Source organism: Streptomyces physcomitrii (assembly GCF_012273655.1).
Taxonomy (GTDB): domain Bacteria; phylum Actinomycetota; class Actinomycetes; order Streptomycetales; family Streptomycetaceae; genus Streptomyces; species Streptomyces physcomitrii.
In genome coordinates this window covers 137,037-152,986 of the sequence record NZ_JAAWWP010000002.1, presented here as the reverse complement: position 1 = coordinate 152,986, position 15,950 = coordinate 137,037, and the positions used below count along the sequence as shown (strand labels likewise).

12 protein-coding genes and 1 tRNA gene are annotated in these 15,950 nt (G+C 73.7%); 9 read left to right on the top strand and 4 right to left on the bottom strand.

Annotated elements, in window-relative coordinates; all coding sequences use genetic code 11:
* Window positions 1-47: 47 nt before the first annotated feature.
* The 4 genes from asnB to HFV08_RS03855 all read right to left on the bottom strand — a co-directional run bounded on the left by asnB (window position 48) and on the right by HFV08_RS03855 (window position 5,755).
* Window positions 48-1,889: an asparagine synthase (glutamine-hydrolyzing) gene (asnB, locus tag HFV08_RS03870; protein WP_040253162.1), complete on the bottom strand. Its 1,842-nt coding sequence runs from the start codon at window positions 1,887-1,889 to the stop codon at window positions 48-50.
* Between the two features lie 56 nt (window positions 1,890-1,945).
* Window positions 1,946-3,400 carry an MFS transporter gene (locus tag HFV08_RS03865; protein ID WP_168535899.1) on the bottom strand — a complete coding sequence of 485 codons (1,455 nt, stop codon included), beginning with the start codon at window positions 3,398-3,400 and terminating at the stop codon, window positions 1,946-1,948.
* 139 nt (window positions 3,401-3,539) lie between these two features.
* Window positions 3,540-3,986 (bottom strand): hotdog fold thioesterase, encoded by a 447-nt coding sequence (locus HFV08_RS03860; RefSeq protein ID WP_168536523.1) that lies wholly within the window; start codon window positions 3,984-3,986, stop codon window positions 3,540-3,542.
* 68 nt (window positions 3,987-4,054) lie between these two features.
* Complete coding sequence (locus HFV08_RS03855; RefSeq protein ID WP_168535898.1) at window positions 4,055-5,755, bottom strand: class I adenylate-forming enzyme family protein; 1,701 nt, start codon at window positions 5,753-5,755, stop codon at window positions 4,055-4,057.
* A 434-nt stretch (window positions 5,756-6,189) separates the two neighbouring features.
* Between HFV08_RS03855 and HFV08_RS03850 the strand changes: the two genes are divergently transcribed.
* From HFV08_RS03850 to HFV08_RS03810, 9 genes are all read left to right on the top strand, one after another.
* Window positions 6,190-8,436, top strand: a complete 2,247-nt coding sequence (locus tag HFV08_RS03850) for an AMP-binding protein (protein WP_168535897.1) — start codon at window positions 6,190-6,192, stop codon at window positions 8,434-8,436.
* Window positions 8,433-9,566, top strand: a complete 1,134-nt coding sequence (locus HFV08_RS03845) for a beta-ketoacyl-[acyl-carrier-protein] synthase family protein (protein ID WP_168535895.1) — start codon at window positions 8,433-8,435, stop codon at window positions 9,564-9,566. Before HFV08_RS03850 ends, HFV08_RS03845 begins: the two co-directional genes overlap by 4 nt.
* The gene (locus HFV08_RS03840) at window positions 9,563-10,585 is read left to right on the top strand and encodes a beta-ketoacyl synthase N-terminal-like domain-containing protein (RefSeq protein WP_168535893.1); all 1,023 of its coding nucleotides are present in this window, start codon (window positions 9,563-9,565) and stop codon (window positions 10,583-10,585) included. Before HFV08_RS03845 ends, HFV08_RS03840 begins: the two co-directional genes overlap by 4 nt.
* 30 nt (window positions 10,586-10,615) lie before the next feature.
* Window positions 10,616-10,885 (top strand): acyl carrier protein, encoded by a 270-nt coding sequence (locus tag HFV08_RS03835; RefSeq protein WP_168535891.1) that lies wholly within the window; start codon window positions 10,616-10,618, stop codon window positions 10,883-10,885.
* The gene (fabG, locus tag HFV08_RS03830) at window positions 10,882-11,655 is read left to right on the top strand and encodes a 3-oxoacyl-ACP reductase FabG (protein ID WP_168535889.1); all 774 of its coding nucleotides are present in this window, start codon (window positions 10,882-10,884) and stop codon (window positions 11,653-11,655) included. The genes HFV08_RS03835 and fabG overlap by 4 nt, the downstream gene beginning before the upstream one ends.
* Before the next feature lie 104 nt (window positions 11,656-11,759).
* Complete coding sequence (locus HFV08_RS03825) at window positions 11,760-12,383, top strand: isochorismatase family protein (RefSeq protein WP_168535887.1); 624 nt, start codon at window positions 11,760-11,762, stop codon at window positions 12,381-12,383.
* Window positions 12,380-14,281, top strand: a complete 1,902-nt coding sequence (locus tag HFV08_RS03820) for an anthranilate synthase family protein (RefSeq protein ID WP_168535885.1) — start codon at window positions 12,380-12,382, stop codon at window positions 14,279-14,281. The genes HFV08_RS03825 and HFV08_RS03820 overlap by 4 nt, the downstream gene beginning before the upstream one ends.
* Window positions 14,282-14,442: 161 nt before the next feature.
* A tRNA-OTHER gene (locus HFV08_RS03815) sits at window positions 14,443-14,529 on the top strand.
* An 83-nt stretch (window positions 14,530-14,612) separates the two neighbouring features.
* Complete coding sequence (locus HFV08_RS03810; RefSeq protein WP_246341489.1) at window positions 14,613-15,671, top strand: ferritin-like domain-containing protein; 1,059 nt, start codon at window positions 14,613-14,615, stop codon at window positions 15,669-15,671.
* Window positions 15,672-15,950 lie beyond the last annotated feature (279 nt).

Below are 15,950 nucleotides of genomic sequence, written 5' to 3'. Positions count from 1 at the left end.
GCGGGCCGCCCGGTGGGGCGGCCCGCCGTCGTGGTGCGGGGCGGGGCTCAGAGCTCCAGGTCGACGTCCTGGGTGCGCAGCCAGAAGTCCAGGGCGAGGACCAGCTCGGTGCCGGTGCGGTAGCCCGGGGCCGGGTCGTCCGCGGTGGCGGCGGCGAGCGCCTCCTCGTCCAGCAGCTCCCGTACGGGCGCGGCGGGGCCCTCGGTGACGCGCTTGAGGGAGGTCCGCAGCCCTTCGAGGTAGTGCGGGTCCCGGGTGATCGGGTACGGCGCCTTGACCCGGTCGGCGATCTCCGCGGGCAGCAGGTCGCGGGTGGCGGCGCGCAGCAGGCTCTTCTCCCGGCCGTCGAAGGACTTCATCGCCCAGGGGGTGTTGAAGACGTACTCCACCAGGCGGTGGTCGCAGAAGGGCACCCGGACCTCCAGGCTCGCCGCCATGCTGGCCCGGTCCTTGCGGTCGAGCATCCAGGGCAGGAAGCGGGTCAGGTGCAGGTAGCCGATCTCGCGCATCCGGCGGTCGGCGGCCGACTCCCCTCGCAGGTACGGGACTTCGGCGAGGGCCTCGTGGTAGCGCCGGACGCGGTAGCCGCCGAGGTCGATCTTGGTCAGCAGGTCCCGGTTGATCAGGGACTCGCCCGGGCCGCTGCCGGGTCCGGCGATGCCGGTGCCGAAGGGCGGCGCGAGCCAGGGGAAGGTCTCCGCGGCGAGGGTCTCGGGGTGGTTGAACCACCGGTAGCCGCCGAAGATCTCGTCGGCGGACTCGCCGGACAGGGCCACCGTGCAGTGCCGGCGCACCTCCTGGAAGAGCAGGTAGAGCGAGGTGTCGCCGTCCCCGAGGTCGAAGGGCAGGTCGCGGGCGCGCATGACCGCCTCGCGGGCGGTGGTGTCGAGCAGCGCCTCGGAGGGCAGCGAGACGACCCGGTGGTCGGAGCCGACGTGCCGGGCGAGCAGCTCCGCGAAGGGGGCGTCCGGGGTGCCGCGCCAGTCGTCGGCGCGGAAGGTGTCGGCGTGCCGGGCGAAGTCCAGGGCGAAGGACTTGATCGGGGCGGTCCTGCGGCGGGCGGCGAGGGCGGTGATGATGCTGGAGTCCAGGCCGCCGGAGAGCAGGGTCCCCACGGGTACGTCGGCCACCAGCTGGCGGTCGACGATGTCCTCCAGGAGTTCCCGTACCCGGCCGATGGTGGTGTCCAGGTCGTCGGTGTGCTCGTAGGACTCCACCGCCCAGTAGCGGCGCACCGCGATGCCGCCGCGGCCGATCCGCAGGGTGTGGCCGGGGCGCAGCTCGTACATCCCCTTGTAGAGGGCGTGGCCCGGGGTCTTGGTGAAGCCGAGGAGTTCGGCGAAGCCCTCGGCGTCGATCGCGGGCCGGATCCGGGGGTGGGCCAGGATCGCCTTGGGTTCCGAGCCGAAGAGGAGGCCGCCGGGGACGGGCTGGTAGTAGAGCGGCTTGATGCCCAGGCGGTCGCGGACCAGGAGCAGTTCCTCGCTCCGGGCGTCCCAGAGGGCGAAGGCGTACTGGCCGTTGAGGTGCTCGGTGACGTCCTCGCCCCACTCCAGGTAGGCGCGGAGCACCACCTCGGTGTCACCGGCGGTCCGGAAGGTGTGCCCGCGGCCGAGCAACTCCTGCCGCAGTTCACGGTAGTTGAAGACCTCGCCGCTGTAGCTGAGGGCGACCACCACCTCGCCCTCGCGTGCGAAGAACATCGGCTGGGCACTGCCGGCCGGGTCGACCACGGACAGCCGCCGGTGGCCGAGCGCCACGGTCGGGGTGGTCCACAGCCCCTCGGCGTCGGGGCCGCGGCAGACCATGGTGTCGGTCATCGCCTGGGCGACCTCGGCCGTGACGGGGACGTCCGGGTCGAAGGAGACCCAGCCTGCTATTCCACACATGCGTGTCGCCTCTCGGTGGGAGGGGGCGGGGACGGGGCGGACCCGTCCCCGCGGACTCAGGTGCGCGAGGGGGGCGGGCTGAAGCGCTTGAAGGTCCAGGTGGTGGCCATCACGACGAGGACGAGCAGGAAGCTCACCCCGGTCGCCCAGGCCATCGCGACGGACCAGTCGCGCCCCGTGGCGTCCCCGCCCGCCACGGCGAAGAACAGGGCGCCGACGGCCGCGACACCGGCGGCGCTGGCGAACTGCTGGCTGGTGGTGAGGATGCCGGAGGCGGTACCGGCGTCCTGCGGGCGGACCGTGGTGAGCGCCGCGCCGAACAGGGCGGGCAGCACCACGCCGTTGCCGCCGCCGATCAGGCAGAGGCACAGGACGATGTACGGCACTCCGGTGTCGGTGTCGGCCGCGATCAGGCGCAGCGCCAGCATCGCGAGGCCGAGCGCGGTCACCCCGCCGGAGACCACCAGGGCGTTCATGCCCCAGCGCCCGGTGAGCCGGCCGCCGACCATCGAGGTCGCCGTGAACATCACGCCCATCGGCGAGAAGACCAGGCCCGCCTCCAGCGGGTCGAGGCCGAGCCCGGACTGCAGCAGCAGCGTCAGGGTGAACATGAAGCTGCCGAAGTAGACCATGAAGGCCACACTGGCGATCACGCCGCCGCGGAAGGAGGCGCTGCGGAACAGGGACATCACGAGCACCGGGTTGCCGCCGCGGGCCGCCAGCGTCCGCTGCCACCACAGGGTGACCGCGCCCACCGGGAGGGCCAGCGCCATGCTGATCCAGGTCCAGGCCGGCCAGCCGGAGGCGTGGCCGGTGGTCAGCGGGACGAGCAGCAGGGCAAGCGCGAGCGAGACGCCGACCGCGCCCATCGGGTCCAGGCCGACCTTCTCGCGGCGGGTGTGGGCGGGCAGCACCTTCATCGCGGCGAAGGCGATGACCAGGCAGAAGGGCACGTTGATCAGGAAGATCGTGCGCCAGCCGAGCCCGGCGAAGTCGGAGGCCACCAGGCCGCCGCCGAAGACCTGCCCGGCGATGGAGCCGAGCCCTGCGGCGACCCCGTACCAGGCCATCGCGCGCGGCTTCTTCTCGTCCGGGAAGTAGGCGGTGACCACGGCGAGCACCGGCGGCACCATGACCGCCCCGGCGAGTCCCTGGGCGAGCCGGGCGGCGATCAGCTGCCCGGGGGTGTCCGCCAGCCCGCACAGCAGCGAGGTCGCGCCGAAGGCGAGCGTGCCGATGACGAACAGGCGGCGGTGGCCGTAGCCGTCGCCGAGCCGCCCGCCGGTGATCATCCCGGCCGCGTAGGCGAAGGCGTAGCCGCCGACGACCAGTTCGAGCGCCGCGGAGCTGGCGTGGATGCTCTCCTCCATGGACGGCGCGGCCACGTTCACGACGAAGAAGTCGAACTGGGCGAAGAACATGGCCGACAACAGCACCAGGAGAACCGGCCCGGTGCGCAGGACGGGCGGCGCCTCGGTCCCTGTCTCGTGGGGGTCTTGCAGGGTGGTCATGGGGTATTCCTCGGGGATCTGTGCAGCTCGATGGGGTGTCAGGCCGCGGAGTCGGAGGCCGAGTTCGTGGCAGGGCCCAGGGACGGGAACAGTCTCTTCGGCTCCGGCCCCCGCCGTGGTCCGCAGGCGCGCCTTTGCGTCACCCGCGCTCGCGCCCGCGTACGCGCCCGCGTGCGCCGTGCAGGGCGCAGGTGAGCCGCGCCGTGCAGACCCGGCGGCCCGCCTCGTCGGTGACCACGACCTCGTAGCTGGCGGAGGAGTCGCCGAGGTGCAGCGCGGTCGCGACCCCCGTCACCGTGCCGGAGCGCACCGGCCGGTGGTGGGTGGCGTTGAGGTCCACCCCGACGGCGATCCGCCCCGCACCGGCGTGCAGCGCCGCGCCCAGCGAGCCGAGCGACTCCGCGAAGGCCGCCGAGGCCCCGCCGTGCAGGATCCGCTGCAACTGCGTGTTCCCGGCCACCGGCATGGTCGCCACCACCCGCTCGGGGCCGGCCTCCTGGAAGACCATGCCCATCCGCCCGGCCAGGGTCGCGGCCCCGGCCTCGTTGACCCAGGCCGCGACCGCCTCGGAGGGGCCGTCCGGCATGGCGCCGAGCGGGTCCGCCGGACCGGGGACCGCGGCCCCCGGTCCGGTCGCCGCGGCGGAGGACGCGCTCACGCGCCCGCCGCCGCGGTGCCCTCGGCGCGGGCCACCGCCGCCGGGTCGGCCGGGCGGTACTCCGCCAAGTCCGCGTACCTCTCCCGCAGTTGGCGCTTGAGCACCTTGCCGGTCGGGCCGAGCGGGACGTCCTCGGGGGAGGGCGCGATCTCCAGGAGCGCCAGCGCGGGCTGCCCGGCCTCCGTCAGGATCGCGTTGGCCCGCCGCAACAGCGCCTCGGGCGCCACGTCCTGACGGAGCGTCACCAGTCCCACCGGTACGGTGCGGCCGCGGTCCTGTCCCGCGACCACCGAGCAGTCGGCCAACTCCTCGATGCCGAGCAGCAGTTCCTCCTCCATCAGGGCCGAGTAGCCGTCGCCCTCCGCGGTGCGGATCCGGTCCACCGCCCGGTCCACGTGGTAGAACTCGCCGTCGGCCGAGCGGCGCACCAGGTCGCCGGAGAGCCAGTAGCCGGAGAGCATCGACCGGTAGGTGGTGTCGGAGTCGTTCCAGTAGCCGTGGGCCACCGACTCGCTGCGCACCCCGAGCAGGCCGACCTCGTCCGGGCCCGCCTCGGTGCCGTCCTCGTGGAGCACCGCCACCTCGGCGATCGGCACCCGGGTGCCCAGGTGCCGGGCGCGCGCCGGGGAGTCCTGGGTGAGGACCTTGCGCAGCGCGGCCCAGCCCAGCTCGGAGGAGCCGAGGCCGTCGTCGATGATCGAACCGGGTACGTGCCCGCCCTCGACGGCGGTGCGTCCGAGCGCCATCAGCCGCCGCATGTGCGCGTCGTGGCCGCAGTCCCCGAGGTTCACCCACACCTCGACGGAGGCGAAGTCCGCCGGGTCGGGCTCATGGGTCGCCAGGTGCGAGAGGGCCTCGTTGAAGGCGAGGACCACGCTCGGGCGGTGGGTGGCGCAGCCCCGGGCGATGCCCGGCCCGGTCGGGTCGGACCAGCCGACGGTGGGCACCCCGGCGAGCAGCGAGTAGTAGGTGAAGGCGATGGCGCTGGAGTGCGACTGCGGCGCGCCCGCGAGCACCAGGACGTCCTCCGGCTCCGGGTGGTTGAGCAGCCGGTAGCAGGCGCCCGAGACGCTCTGGCGGTGGGTCCAGATCACCGGCTTGGGATTGCCGGTGGTCCCCGAGGAGTGGCAGATGACGACGGCGTCGTCGTCGCCGTGCCGGAACAGGTCCGCGGGGCGCGGGGCGCGGGCGCCGAGCACCCCCACCTCCTCGTCCAGGGCGGTCCAGCGCAGCTCGGGCAGTTCGCGCTCGCGCCCGCCGAACAGGGCCAGCCGCTCCCGGTCGGTGAACAGGCCGACGGCGCCGGTGCGCCGGACCAGGCCGAGGGCGAGCTCGGGCAGCATCCGGCCGTTGATCAGTACGCCGATCGCGCCGATCCGGGCAAGCGCCGTCAGATGCACCTGGTACGCGAAGGTGTCCGCGAGGAAGACGCCGACCCGGTCGCGCGGCCCCACCCCCCGGTCCAGGTACCAGGCCGACCAGGCGTCGGCCAGGGCGTCCAGCTCGCGCAGGCTGAACTCCGTGCGCAACTCCCCGTCCGTACCGGCCAGCGGCTTGTCGGCGAGCAGCACCGGAAGGTCCGCCGCCGGATTCGTCTCGGCGGCGATCCGCCAGGCATTGCCGCCGCCGAGACCGGAAAGCTCCGCGAGGTCTTGGCGCGCCTGCGGGGTCAGCATCGTTTTGGGCGTGAGCGGCATGAGATCACCTGACTTCGATCGGGGAAATCTTCCGTGGACGTCACCACCGGGCCGGTGCCGCGCCGGCACCCCGTGCGGCACCGGTGCGCGGTGCGCCCCGGCGCGGGCACCGGACAAGCCGTCGCCGGTGCGGCCCTGGCACGGGCAGTCCGCGGCGGCGGCTCGTCCACGGAAAGCTAGGGCGGGCTCCCGGCGGCCGCCAGCACGGTGCGGAAAGTGCGTCAGGTCGGCGCCCGCCCGCCCGGGCGCGGCCCCCGCGCGCTCTGCGGAACCGGTCGCACAAGCACCGACAGCCCTCCCCAGAAACGGACTTGACGGACTCCCGGACGGTCGCTGCCGCACCGAATCCGGCTCGGCTACGGTCCTGACGGCTCTCCGGAAGACCCGGAGCCGTTGCCACCGGAAGGCCCCCCGGCCCGACAAGGAGCGCGCCCGTGCCCCCTGAGCGGACATCCGACGCCGTGGAGCGGCTGCGCCACATCGTGGCCACCGTTCTCGAACTCGACCTCGCCGAGATACCCGCCGACGCCTCCTTCCGGCAGGACCTGAACCTGGACTCCCTGGAGAAGGTGGAGATCGCCGCGCGCATCGAGCGCAGCTTCGGACTCGCCCTCGCCGACGAGGAGTTCGCCGCGGTCGACAGCGTCCTCGACGCGGCGGGCCTGCTCGCGACGGGGAGCCCTTCGGGTACGGGCGGCCTGCCGGGTGCGGTGCGTGCTTCCGGCACGGAGAAGGCTTCCGGTACGGAGAGTGCTTCCGGTACGGAGAAGGCTTCCGGTACGGAGAGTGCTTCCGGTACGGAGAAGGCTGCCCGTACGGAGAAGGCTTCCGGCGGCGCCGGTCTCTCCCATGGGGGCGGTCCCTCCGGCGGGGGCGGTCCCTCCGGTACGGACAGCCCTCCCGCCACCGGTGCCTCGCGTGCCCCGGCGCCCGCGGGGGAGCAACTGCCGGGCGCCGACCGCGTTCCGGGCGCCGACGCCGTTCCGGACCCCGACCGTGTTCCGGACACCGACGCCGCGCCGAGCGCCGACCGCGTGCCGCGCGCCGACCGCGCGCCGGACACCGCCCCCGCGCCGGACACCGCCCCCGTCCCGGCAGCCGGGAGACGCCCGCGCACATCGCCGCCCCCCACCACCCCCCAGGCACCTCCGGCCCCCACCGACCTGGTCCGGCGCCTCGTCGGCCGTCACCTCGACGCCGGGCACGGCGACCGGACCGCCTACACCGACCCCGCCCTCGGCGACATCGGCTACCGCGAGCTGTACGAGGCGGCCCGCGGCTACGCCGGAGCGCTGGCGGGGCTCGGGGTGGCGCCCGGTACCCGCGCGGTGGTCGTCGCCGAGGACTCGGTGGCCACCGTCGCCGCGGTCCTCGGGCTCTGGTGGCACGGCTGCGTCCCCGTACCGGTCAGCCCCCTGCTCGGCGAGGGCGAACGGGAGCACATCGCCGCGGACTGCGCCGCCGGGGTCCTCCACCTGGACTCCGCCCCGGCGCACCGGGATCCGGCCTCCGCCCGGGCGGCCGGGGGCCGCGTCCTGCTCACCGGCGAGGAGGTCCGCGCCGGGCTGCGCGGCGGCGGCCCCAACGGCGCCCGCCGCCCCGGACTCGCCGGGGAGCCCGCGGTGCACCGCGCCGACCGGGCCGCCCTGATCCAGTACACCTCCGGCAGCACCGGGGAGCCCAAGGGCGTGCAGCACTCCGCCGCCGGGATCACCGCCATGCTGGACAGCTTCGGCGCCCAACTCGCCCTGCGCGCCGAGGACATCGTGCTCTCCACCGCCCGGATGTCCTTCGGCTACGGCTTCGGCAGCTCCGTCCTGTGCGCCCTGGACGCCGGTGCGCGGACCGTCCTGATCGGCGGCGCGGTCGACCCGCGCGCCGTCACCGCCGCCCTGCGCCGCCACCGCCCGACGGTGCTCTGCTCCGTACCGCGCCTCTACGCGGCCCTGCTGGACGTCCTCGGGCCCGGCGAGGAGGCGGTGGCCGCGCTGCGGCTGTGCCTGACCGCGGGGGAGAACTGCCCGGCCGAGCTGTACCTGCGGATCCAGGACACCTTCGGCGCCCCGGTGCTCAACTGCCTCGGCGCCACCGAGCTGATGCACGTGGTCGTCGCCACCCCGCCGGACCGCCCGATGCCGGGCCGGGCGGGCATGCCCGTCCCCGGCGTCGTCGCCACCGTCCGCGACGAGGCGGGGCGGCCGGTGCCCGACGGCACCGAGGGCCGGCTGCACATCGCGGGCCCCACCGTCTCGCTCGGCTACCTCAACCGCCCCGAGGCCGACCGGGTCACCTTCGCGGACGGCGGCGCCTACACCGGCGACCTGGTCCGCCGGGACCCCGACGGCGGCCTCACCCACCTGTGCCGCGTCGACGACGTCCTCAACCTCGGCGGCTACAAGGTCCCCCCGGCCGAGATCGAGGCCGTGATGCGCGCGGTCGACGGGGTCCGCGACTGCGCCGTGGTCGCCGCCCGCGACGCCGACGGACTGGAGAGCGCGGTGGCCTTCCTCGTCCCCGAGCAGGCCGGCGACCACGAGGCCGTACGCCGCGCGGTGCGCTCCCGTATCCGGTCCGGCCTCGCCTCCTACAAGCGCCCGGCGCGGCTGGAGTTCGTCGAGGCGCTGCCCACCACGACCACCGGCAAGGTGGCCGCCCACCGACTTCGGGAGCAGGCAAAATGAGCTGGGACATCACCGGGATGGGAGCCCTCGCCTGTGTCGGCGGCACCCCCGCCGGGATCTTCGACTCGCTGTGCGCGGGGCGCGGCGGCCTCGGCCCCCTCCAGGTCTTCGACCACGAGAAGTACCGCGCCCGGCAGGCCTACGAGATCCACGACCGCGCCCGGCCCGGCGTCGACGAGCCCGGCCGCGCCACCCGCTGGCTGCTCGCGGCGATCGACCAGGCCCTCGCCGACGCCGGTCATTCCGAGGACCTCGCCGAGGTGCCCGTCCTGGTCGGCACCACCCTCCAGGAGCAGCGCAGCGCCGAACTGTGGTGGCGCGAGGGCGCCCCGCTGGAGCCGGACGCGCTGCACTTCGGCACCGCCCTGCGCGAGCGCTACGGCGCCACCCGTACGTACACCTTCGCCAACGCCTGCGCGGCCACCCTCTACGCGCTCGCCATGGGGACCGATCTGATCGAGCTGGGCGAGGCCGACACCGTGGTGGTGGCGGGGACCGACGCCATCGGCGAGAGCGCCTTCGGCACCCTCGACCGGGTCCAGAACGACGTGCCCGAGGCGCTGCGCCCCTTCGACCGCTCGCACCGCGGCATGCTGATGGGCGAGGGCGCGGTCGCGGTGGTGCTCACCCGCGAGGCCGCCCCCGGCCGCCGGGTGCACGGGCGGCTGCGCGCGGTCGGCATGAACTGCGACGCCCAGCACTCCACCGCCCCCGACCCGGAGGGCATCGCCCGCGTCCTGCGCGAGACCCACCGGCGGGCCGAGATCGACCCGGCCGACATCGACCTCGTCCTGCTGCACGGCAGCGGCACCCCGAAGAACGACTCCACCGAGGCCGCCGTCCTCTCGCGGATGTTCCCGGCTCCCGGCGGGCCGCTGATGACCGCCATCAAGTCGATGACCGGCCACACCCTCGGCGGCTCCGGGCTGCTGAGCCTCGCCATGGGCGCGCTCGCCCTGCAGCGCGGCCAGGTGCCGCCGGTCCTCGGCCTCACCGACCCCATCGAGGAGGCCGCCGGTCTGCGCCTGGTGCGCGAGGAGGCCGCCACCGCCGAGCTGGGGCTCGCCCAGATCGACGCGTTCGGCTTCGGCGGGATCAACGCCGCCGCGATCCTGGAGGCAGCACGATGAGCAGCGCACACTCCCCGGCGCCCGCCCGCCGCGAGGCCGTCGTCACCGGCGTGGGCCTGGCCGTCCCCGGTCTCACCCTGCCCGATGAACTCCTCGGCACCGTCCGCGAGGGCGGCTTCGACCCCCGTACCGGACTGCTCGGACGCGATCTGCGGCACAAGGACCGCGCCTCCCGGCTCGCCCTGCGCACCGCCGCGCCCGCCCTGCGGGACGCCGGACTGCTCGGCGAGGACGGCTCCGCCGGATACACCGGAAACGGCGACGCCACCGCCGTCGTGGTCAGCAGCAACTTCGGCATCCTGGACAGCGTCTGCTCCTTCGCCGACATCATCGCCCGGGACACCGTGCTCGGCCTCGCCCCGATGGGACTGCCGCAGACCTCCAGCAATGTGATCGCCGGATCGGTCGCCATGGCCCACGGGCTGCGCGGCCCGAGCGTCACCCTGTGCAACGGCCCCACCAGCGGCCTGGACGCCCTCTACTGGGCCCGCGCGCTGCTCGTCGCGGGCCGCGCCGAGACCGCCCTGGTGGTCGGCGTGGAGCCGGACGGCGAGGCGGTGGCCAAGCTCCTCGGCGCGGCCGCCGTGGACGGCGCGGTCGCCCTGGTGGTCGAGACGGCCGAGCACGCCGCCGCCCGCGGCGCCCGGGTCCGCGCCACCCTGTCCGGCTGCGCCCGCGGCGCGGACCTGACCGCGGCCGTCACCGCCGCCCGCGCGGGCGGCCCCGGCCGCACGGACGGGGCCGAGGCCCCCGGGCCCGCCGTCGACCTGTGGCTCACCGACCGCCCGGCCGGCGAGGAGAGCGCGCCCGAGGACCCGCCCCCGGTCCGGGCCGCGGCCGTCCTCGACCCGACCGCCTCGCTCGGCCTCTGCTCCGGCGCGCTCGGCCTGCTCCAGGCCGCCGCCGCGGTCGCCCACTTCGACACCCACGCCGCCCACACCGCGCTCGCCACCTGCGGAGGCCCCGAGGACGACGCGGTCGCCGCGGTCTTCCTCAGCGGCCCCGCCCGTACCGCCTGATCCCACCCCACCCAGCCGAGGAGTCACCGCATGGCCGACCACACCGACACGCAGCTCGACGTCGAGGAGCTGCGCACCGTCGTCGCCGGGGCCCTGGAACTGCCCGTCGAGGAAGTCACCGACGAGGCGCGCTTCAAGGAGGACCTGGACGTCGACTCGCTGATCTCGCTGGAGATCGCCGTACGGGTCGAGGAGCACTTCGGCGTGAAGATCGACGAATCGCAGCTGACCGAGATGGGCAGCTTCCAGCTCGTCCGCGAACTCGTCGAGGCCGGTCTGAGCACCGGGTCGGCGCGGTGAGCGGCACCGGCACGGGCGGGTCGCCCGCGCCCGCCGCCCGCCCGGTCGCGCTGGTGACCGGCGGCTCCCGGGGCATCGGACGCGCGGTCGTGCTCCGCCTCGCCGAGGACGGCTACGACCTCGCCTTCTGCTACCGCTCCGACACCGCGGCCGCCGAGTCCGCGGCCAAGGCGGCCGAGGAGGCGGGGGCCCGCGTCCACCACCGGCGGGTCGACGTCTCCGAGTTCGGGGAGGTGAAGGAGTTCGTCGCCGGGACCGAGCGGGAGCTCGGCCCGCTGTCGGCCGTCGTCACCTCCGCCGGGATCACCCGGGACCGCCCGCTCGCCCTGATGAGCGAGGAGGAGTGGCACGGCGTGGTGGACACCAACCTCACCGGCACCTTCCACGTCTGCCGGGCGGCCGTCTTCGCGCTGATGAAGCGCCGCCGCGGCGCCGTCGTCACGCTCTCCTCCATCGCCGGGGTGCACGGCAGCGCCGCCCAGACCAACTACGCGGCCTCCAAGGCGGGGATCATCGGCCTCACCCGCTCGCTCGCCAAGGAGTGCGGCCGGTACGGGATCCGGGCCAACACCGTGGCGCCCGGCCTGATCGACACCGACATGACGGCCGCCCTGCCCGCGGAGGTGACCGAGCGCCACCTCGCGAACATCCCGCTCGGCCGGGCCGGCACCCCCGAGGAGGTCGCCGACCTGGTCGCCTTCCTGGTCTCGGACCGGGCGTCCTACCTCACCGGCCAGGTCGTCGAGATCAACGGCGGCCTGAGCGGCTGACCCGGCCGCCGCCCACGTCACGAGCCGTACGCGTCACGAGCCGTACGCGACAACAGGCGTACGCGTCACGAGCCGTACGCGCGACAGGAACGGGGAGCGAAGCCATGCCAGGGATACCGCCCATCGAGGCCTATCCGGCGCCCACCGCCGGTGACCTGCCCGCCAACACCGCCCGGTGGACGCCTGATCCGGCCCGCGCGGTGCTGCTCGTCCACGACATGCAGCACTACTTCCTCGCGCCCTTTCCGGCGGGCGTGCGCGGCTGGCTGGTGCGCAACGCCGCCGAGGTACGCGAACGCTGCGCCGCGCTCGGCGTCCCGGTCGCGTACACCGCCCAGCCCGGCAGCATGACGGCCGAGGAGCGGGGCCTGCTCGCGGACTTCTGGGGCCCGGGGATGCGCGCGGAACCGGCCGACCGCGAGGTGGTGGGGGAGCTGGCGCCCGCCGAGGCCGACTGGCGGCTGACCAAGTGGCGCTACAGCGCCTTCTTCCGCTCCCCGCTCCTGGACCTGATGCGCGAGAACGGCCGCGACCAGCTCATCCTCTGCGGCGTCTACGCCCATGTCGGCGTCCTGATGACCGCCGTCGAGGCCTTCACCCACGACATCCAGCCCTTCCTCGTCGCCGACGCCGTCGCCGACTTCACCGCGGACCACCACCGCATGGCGCTGGAGTACGCCGCCGCCCGCTGCGCGAGCGTCCTCACCGCGAAGGAGGTCCTGGCATGAGCGCCGCCGTCGCGCCCGAGGCCGGTGACCTGCTGGCCCGGATCCTCACCGAGCCGCCGGACGCGTACGCCCTCCTGTACCGGCCCGAGGCCGCGGGCGCCGGCACCCTGGACGTCCTCACCGGCGAGGTCACCGAACCCGCGCTGCTCGCCGAACTCCCGCTGCCCGCCGAGCCGTTGCACCCGGGCCGCGCGCACCACGAACTCCTCGTCGTCATCCCCTACCGGCAGATCGCCGAGCGCGGCTTCACCGTCCCCGACGACGGCGCCCCGCTGCTCGCGCTCTCCGTCACCGACCAGCAGCGGCTCAGCCTGCCGGAGGCGCTGGCCCGGCTGCCCCAGGTGCCGATCACCCTCAGCGGCGGCCACTTCGACGTGGACGACGCCGCGTACCAGGAGATCGTCCGCGAGGTCGTCGAGCGGGAGATCGGCACCGGCAAGGGCGCCAACTTCGTCATCAAGCGCTCCTTCGTCGCCGACATCACCGACTACGGCCCGCACAGCGCGCTGACCTTCTTCTCCCGGCTGCTCCAACGGGAGGCGGGCGCCTACTGGACCTTCCTCATCCACACCGGCGCCCGCACCTTCGTCGGCGCCACCCCCGAGCGGCACATCAGCGTGGCGGGGGGCAAGGCGGTGATGAACCCCATCAGCGGTACGTATCCGTATCCGCCCCAAGGACCCACGCTGGCGGGCGTGATGGACTTCCTCGCCGACCGCAAGGAGGCCGACGAGCTGTCCATGGTCGTCGACGAGGAACTGAAGATGATGGCCCGGATCTGCGAGGGCGGCGGCCGGGCCGTCGGCCCCTACCTCAAGGAGATGACCCGCCTCGCCCACACCGAGTACCTCATCGAGGGGCACACCACCCGCAGTTCCGCCGAGATCCTGCGCGAGACCCTGTTCGCCCCGACCGTGACCGGCTCCCCGCTGGAGAGCGCGTGCCGGGTCATCAGCCGGTACGAGCCGCAGGGGCGCGGCTACTACAGCGGGGTGGCCGCCCTCCTCGGACGCGACGGGGCAGGCCGGGCGGCGCTGGACTCGGCCATCCTCATCCGCACCGCCGTCCTCGGCGCGGAGGGCCGGGTGGGCATCGGCGTCGGCTCGACCCTGGTACGCCACTCGGATCCGCGCGCCGAGGCCGCCGAGACCCGCGCCAAGGCGGACGGCCTGGTCGCGGCCCTGGACTCCGGCCGCGGCGCCCGATTCGCCGACCACCCCGAGGTCAGGGCGGCCCTGGAGCTGCGCAACGCCTCCCTCGCCGACTTCTGGCTGCGCGCGGACGACGGGCGGGCGGCGGGCCGGGGCGGGTCGCCGCTCGCCGGTCTGCGGGTGCTCGTGGTGGACGCGGAGGACACCTTCACCGCCATGATCGCGCATCAACTCCGGTCCACCGGGCCCGCGGTGACCGTCCGCCGCTACGACGAGGAGTACTCCCTGGACGGCTGGGACCTGGTCGTCCTCGGCCCGGGCCCCGGGGACCCGGCGCAGCGCGAGGAGCCGCGGATGCGCCACCTGCACACGGCGGTACGCACCCTGCTCGCCCGGCGGGCACCCTTCCTCGCCGTCTGCCTGAGCCACCAGGTGCTCAGCCTCGCCCTCGGCTTCGAGGTCCTGCGCCTGAAGGCCCCCAACCAGGGCGTCCAGAAGCAGATCCACCTCTTCGGCGCACCCGAACACGTCGGCTTCTACAACACCTTCGCCGCCCGCAGCGAGGAGGACAAACGCGAGGTGCCGGGCGTCGGCCTCGTCGAGGTGAGCCACGACCCGGCCGACGGCGAGGTCCACGCCCTGCGCGGCCCGCACTTCACCTCGCTGCAGTTCCATCCCGAGTCGATCCTCACCCGGGACGGCCCCCGCATCCTGACCGCCGCGGTACGGGACGCCCTCGGGCGCTGAGGGCCGCTGAGGGACGCTGCCGGCCGGTGCGCGCGGGGGCCGGACCCGGGTGCGGAACAAGGGGTTTCGGCCCTGTGAGCTGCTGACACTCCCATCTCAGCGACATATCAGGGCCGTCTGGCACAGTTCTTCTTGTCGCTGGGGAACACCGGTGGACGCAGGGAGAGATTCCCGTAGTGGCCTAACGGGGGCCGGACTTGTCCGGTCGGGGCTTATGTCCCACGTAGGTTCGAATCCTGCTCTCTCCGCTCTTTTTGCAGGACACGTCGCCGTGCAGCGTTCATTGAAACCGCAGGAGACATTTCTTATGGAATCCGCCTGGACTTTCCCCATGCAGGGCAGGAACCATTTCACATGGGAATATGATTCCGAGCGTGAAACCCTGCTGAACCTTTACCAAAAGGGCAAGGACAAACAGTGGGACAGCGCGAAGCGCATCGACTGGTCCCTTGAGGTCGACCCCTTCGACGCCCTCGGCACCCCGGAGAACACGCTCGGCCTGTACGGCTCGAAGCAGTACTCCAAGCTCAACGTACGGGAGAAGCAGGAACTCCGGCAGCACATGGCGGCCTGGGAGTTCAGCCAGTTCCTGCACGGTGAGCAGGGCGCGATGATCTGCTCCGCGCGCATCGTGGAATCCGTGCCCGACATGGACTCGAAGTTCTATGCCTCCACGCAGGTCATGGACGAGGCCCGGCATGTGGAGCTCTTCTCCCGCTTCGTGACGGAGAAGATCGAGATGACCTATCCGATCAGCCCCCATCTCAAGGAGCTGCTCGGCCAGGCGCTTTCGGACTCCCGCTGGGACATGCCCTATCTCGGTATGCAGGTCCTCATCGAGGGGCTCGCGCTCGCCGCCTTCGGAATCCTGCGGGACAAGACCACCAAGCCGCTGCCCAAGCAGATCCTCTCGTACATCATGCAGGACGAGGCCCGGCACGTCGCCTTCGGACGGCTGGCGCTGCGGGACTACTACAAGAACCTGAGCAGCCAGGAACTCGCGGAGCGCGAGGAGTTCATCATCGAGGGCTGCTATCTGATGCGGGACCGGCTGCGGATGCAGGAGGTCTGGGAGAACCTCGGGTTCGACATGAAGGAGTGCATGGAGTACATGAACAACGGTCCGCGCATGCGGGCCTTCCGTTCACTGCTCTTCACCCGCATCGTGCCCTGCGTCAAGGACATCGGCCTGTGGAGCCCCAAGGTCCGGCAGGCCTACGACGACATGGGCGTCCTCGACCTCGCGGGCGCCGACCTGGTCAAGCTGATGGAGTCCGACGAGCTCCAGGCCGAGGCCCTCGACGCGGAGCGCCGCGAGATGGAGGCCAGGCGCGCCGAGGTCCACGAGGCCATCGCCGAGGGCGCGTTGGGATCGGCCGCCACCGGCTGATCCGGCAACCGCGGTGCGGCGTGCCGGAGTTCGAGGGCGCGCAAGGACGAGAGCGTGGGACCGGTGCCGTCACGGACGGCACCGGTCCCACGCCGTTTCCGCATGCGGCCGCCCGGCGCGGGAGCCGGACCCGCCACGTCGCCCACCGCCTCGCCGCCGGCCGCGTGAGCGGAGCCCGGCACCGCGCCTCCCGGCACCGGAGAGCCCGAACTGCCCAGCGGGGCCCGGCGGTTGAGACCGCCGGGCCCCGCTGCGTCATCTGTGTCGGCCGTGCCGACC

Bases quoted from the DNA above. Each gene is read 5' to 3' on its own strand.
- HFV08_RS03860 (WP_168536523.1), bottom strand. From the start codon at position 3,986: ATGCCGGACGGCCCCTCCGAGGCGGTCGCGGCCTGGGTCAACGAGGCC.
- asnB (WP_040253162.1), bottom strand. From the start codon at position 1,889: ATGTGTGGAATAGCAGGCTGGGTCTCCTTCGACCCGGACGTCCCCGTC.
- HFV08_RS03810 (WP_246341489.1), top strand. From the start codon at position 14,613: ATGCAGGGCAGGAACCATTTCACATGGGAATATGATTCCGAGCGTGAA.
- HFV08_RS03845 (WP_168535895.1), top strand. From the start codon at position 8,433: ATGAGCTGGGACATCACCGGGATGGGAGCCCTCGCCTGTGTCGGCGGC.
- HFV08_RS03855 (WP_168535898.1), bottom strand. From the start codon at position 5,755: ATGCCGCTCACGCCCAAAACGATGCTGACCCCGCAGGCGCGCCAAGAC.
- HFV08_RS03865 (WP_168535899.1), bottom strand. From the start codon at position 3,400: ATGACCACCCTGCAAGACCCCCACGAGACAGGGACCGAGGCGCCGCCC.
- HFV08_RS03825 (WP_168535887.1), top strand. From the start codon at position 11,760: ATGCCAGGGATACCGCCCATCGAGGCCTATCCGGCGCCCACCGCCGGT.
- HFV08_RS03820 (WP_168535885.1), top strand. From the start codon at position 12,380: ATGAGCGCCGCCGTCGCGCCCGAGGCCGGTGACCTGCTGGCCCGGATC.
- HFV08_RS03840 (WP_168535893.1), top strand. From the start codon at position 9,563: ATGAGCAGCGCACACTCCCCGGCGCCCGCCCGCCGCGAGGCCGTCGTC.
- HFV08_RS03835 (WP_168535891.1), top strand. From the start codon at position 10,616: ATGGCCGACCACACCGACACGCAGCTCGACGTCGAGGAGCTGCGCACC.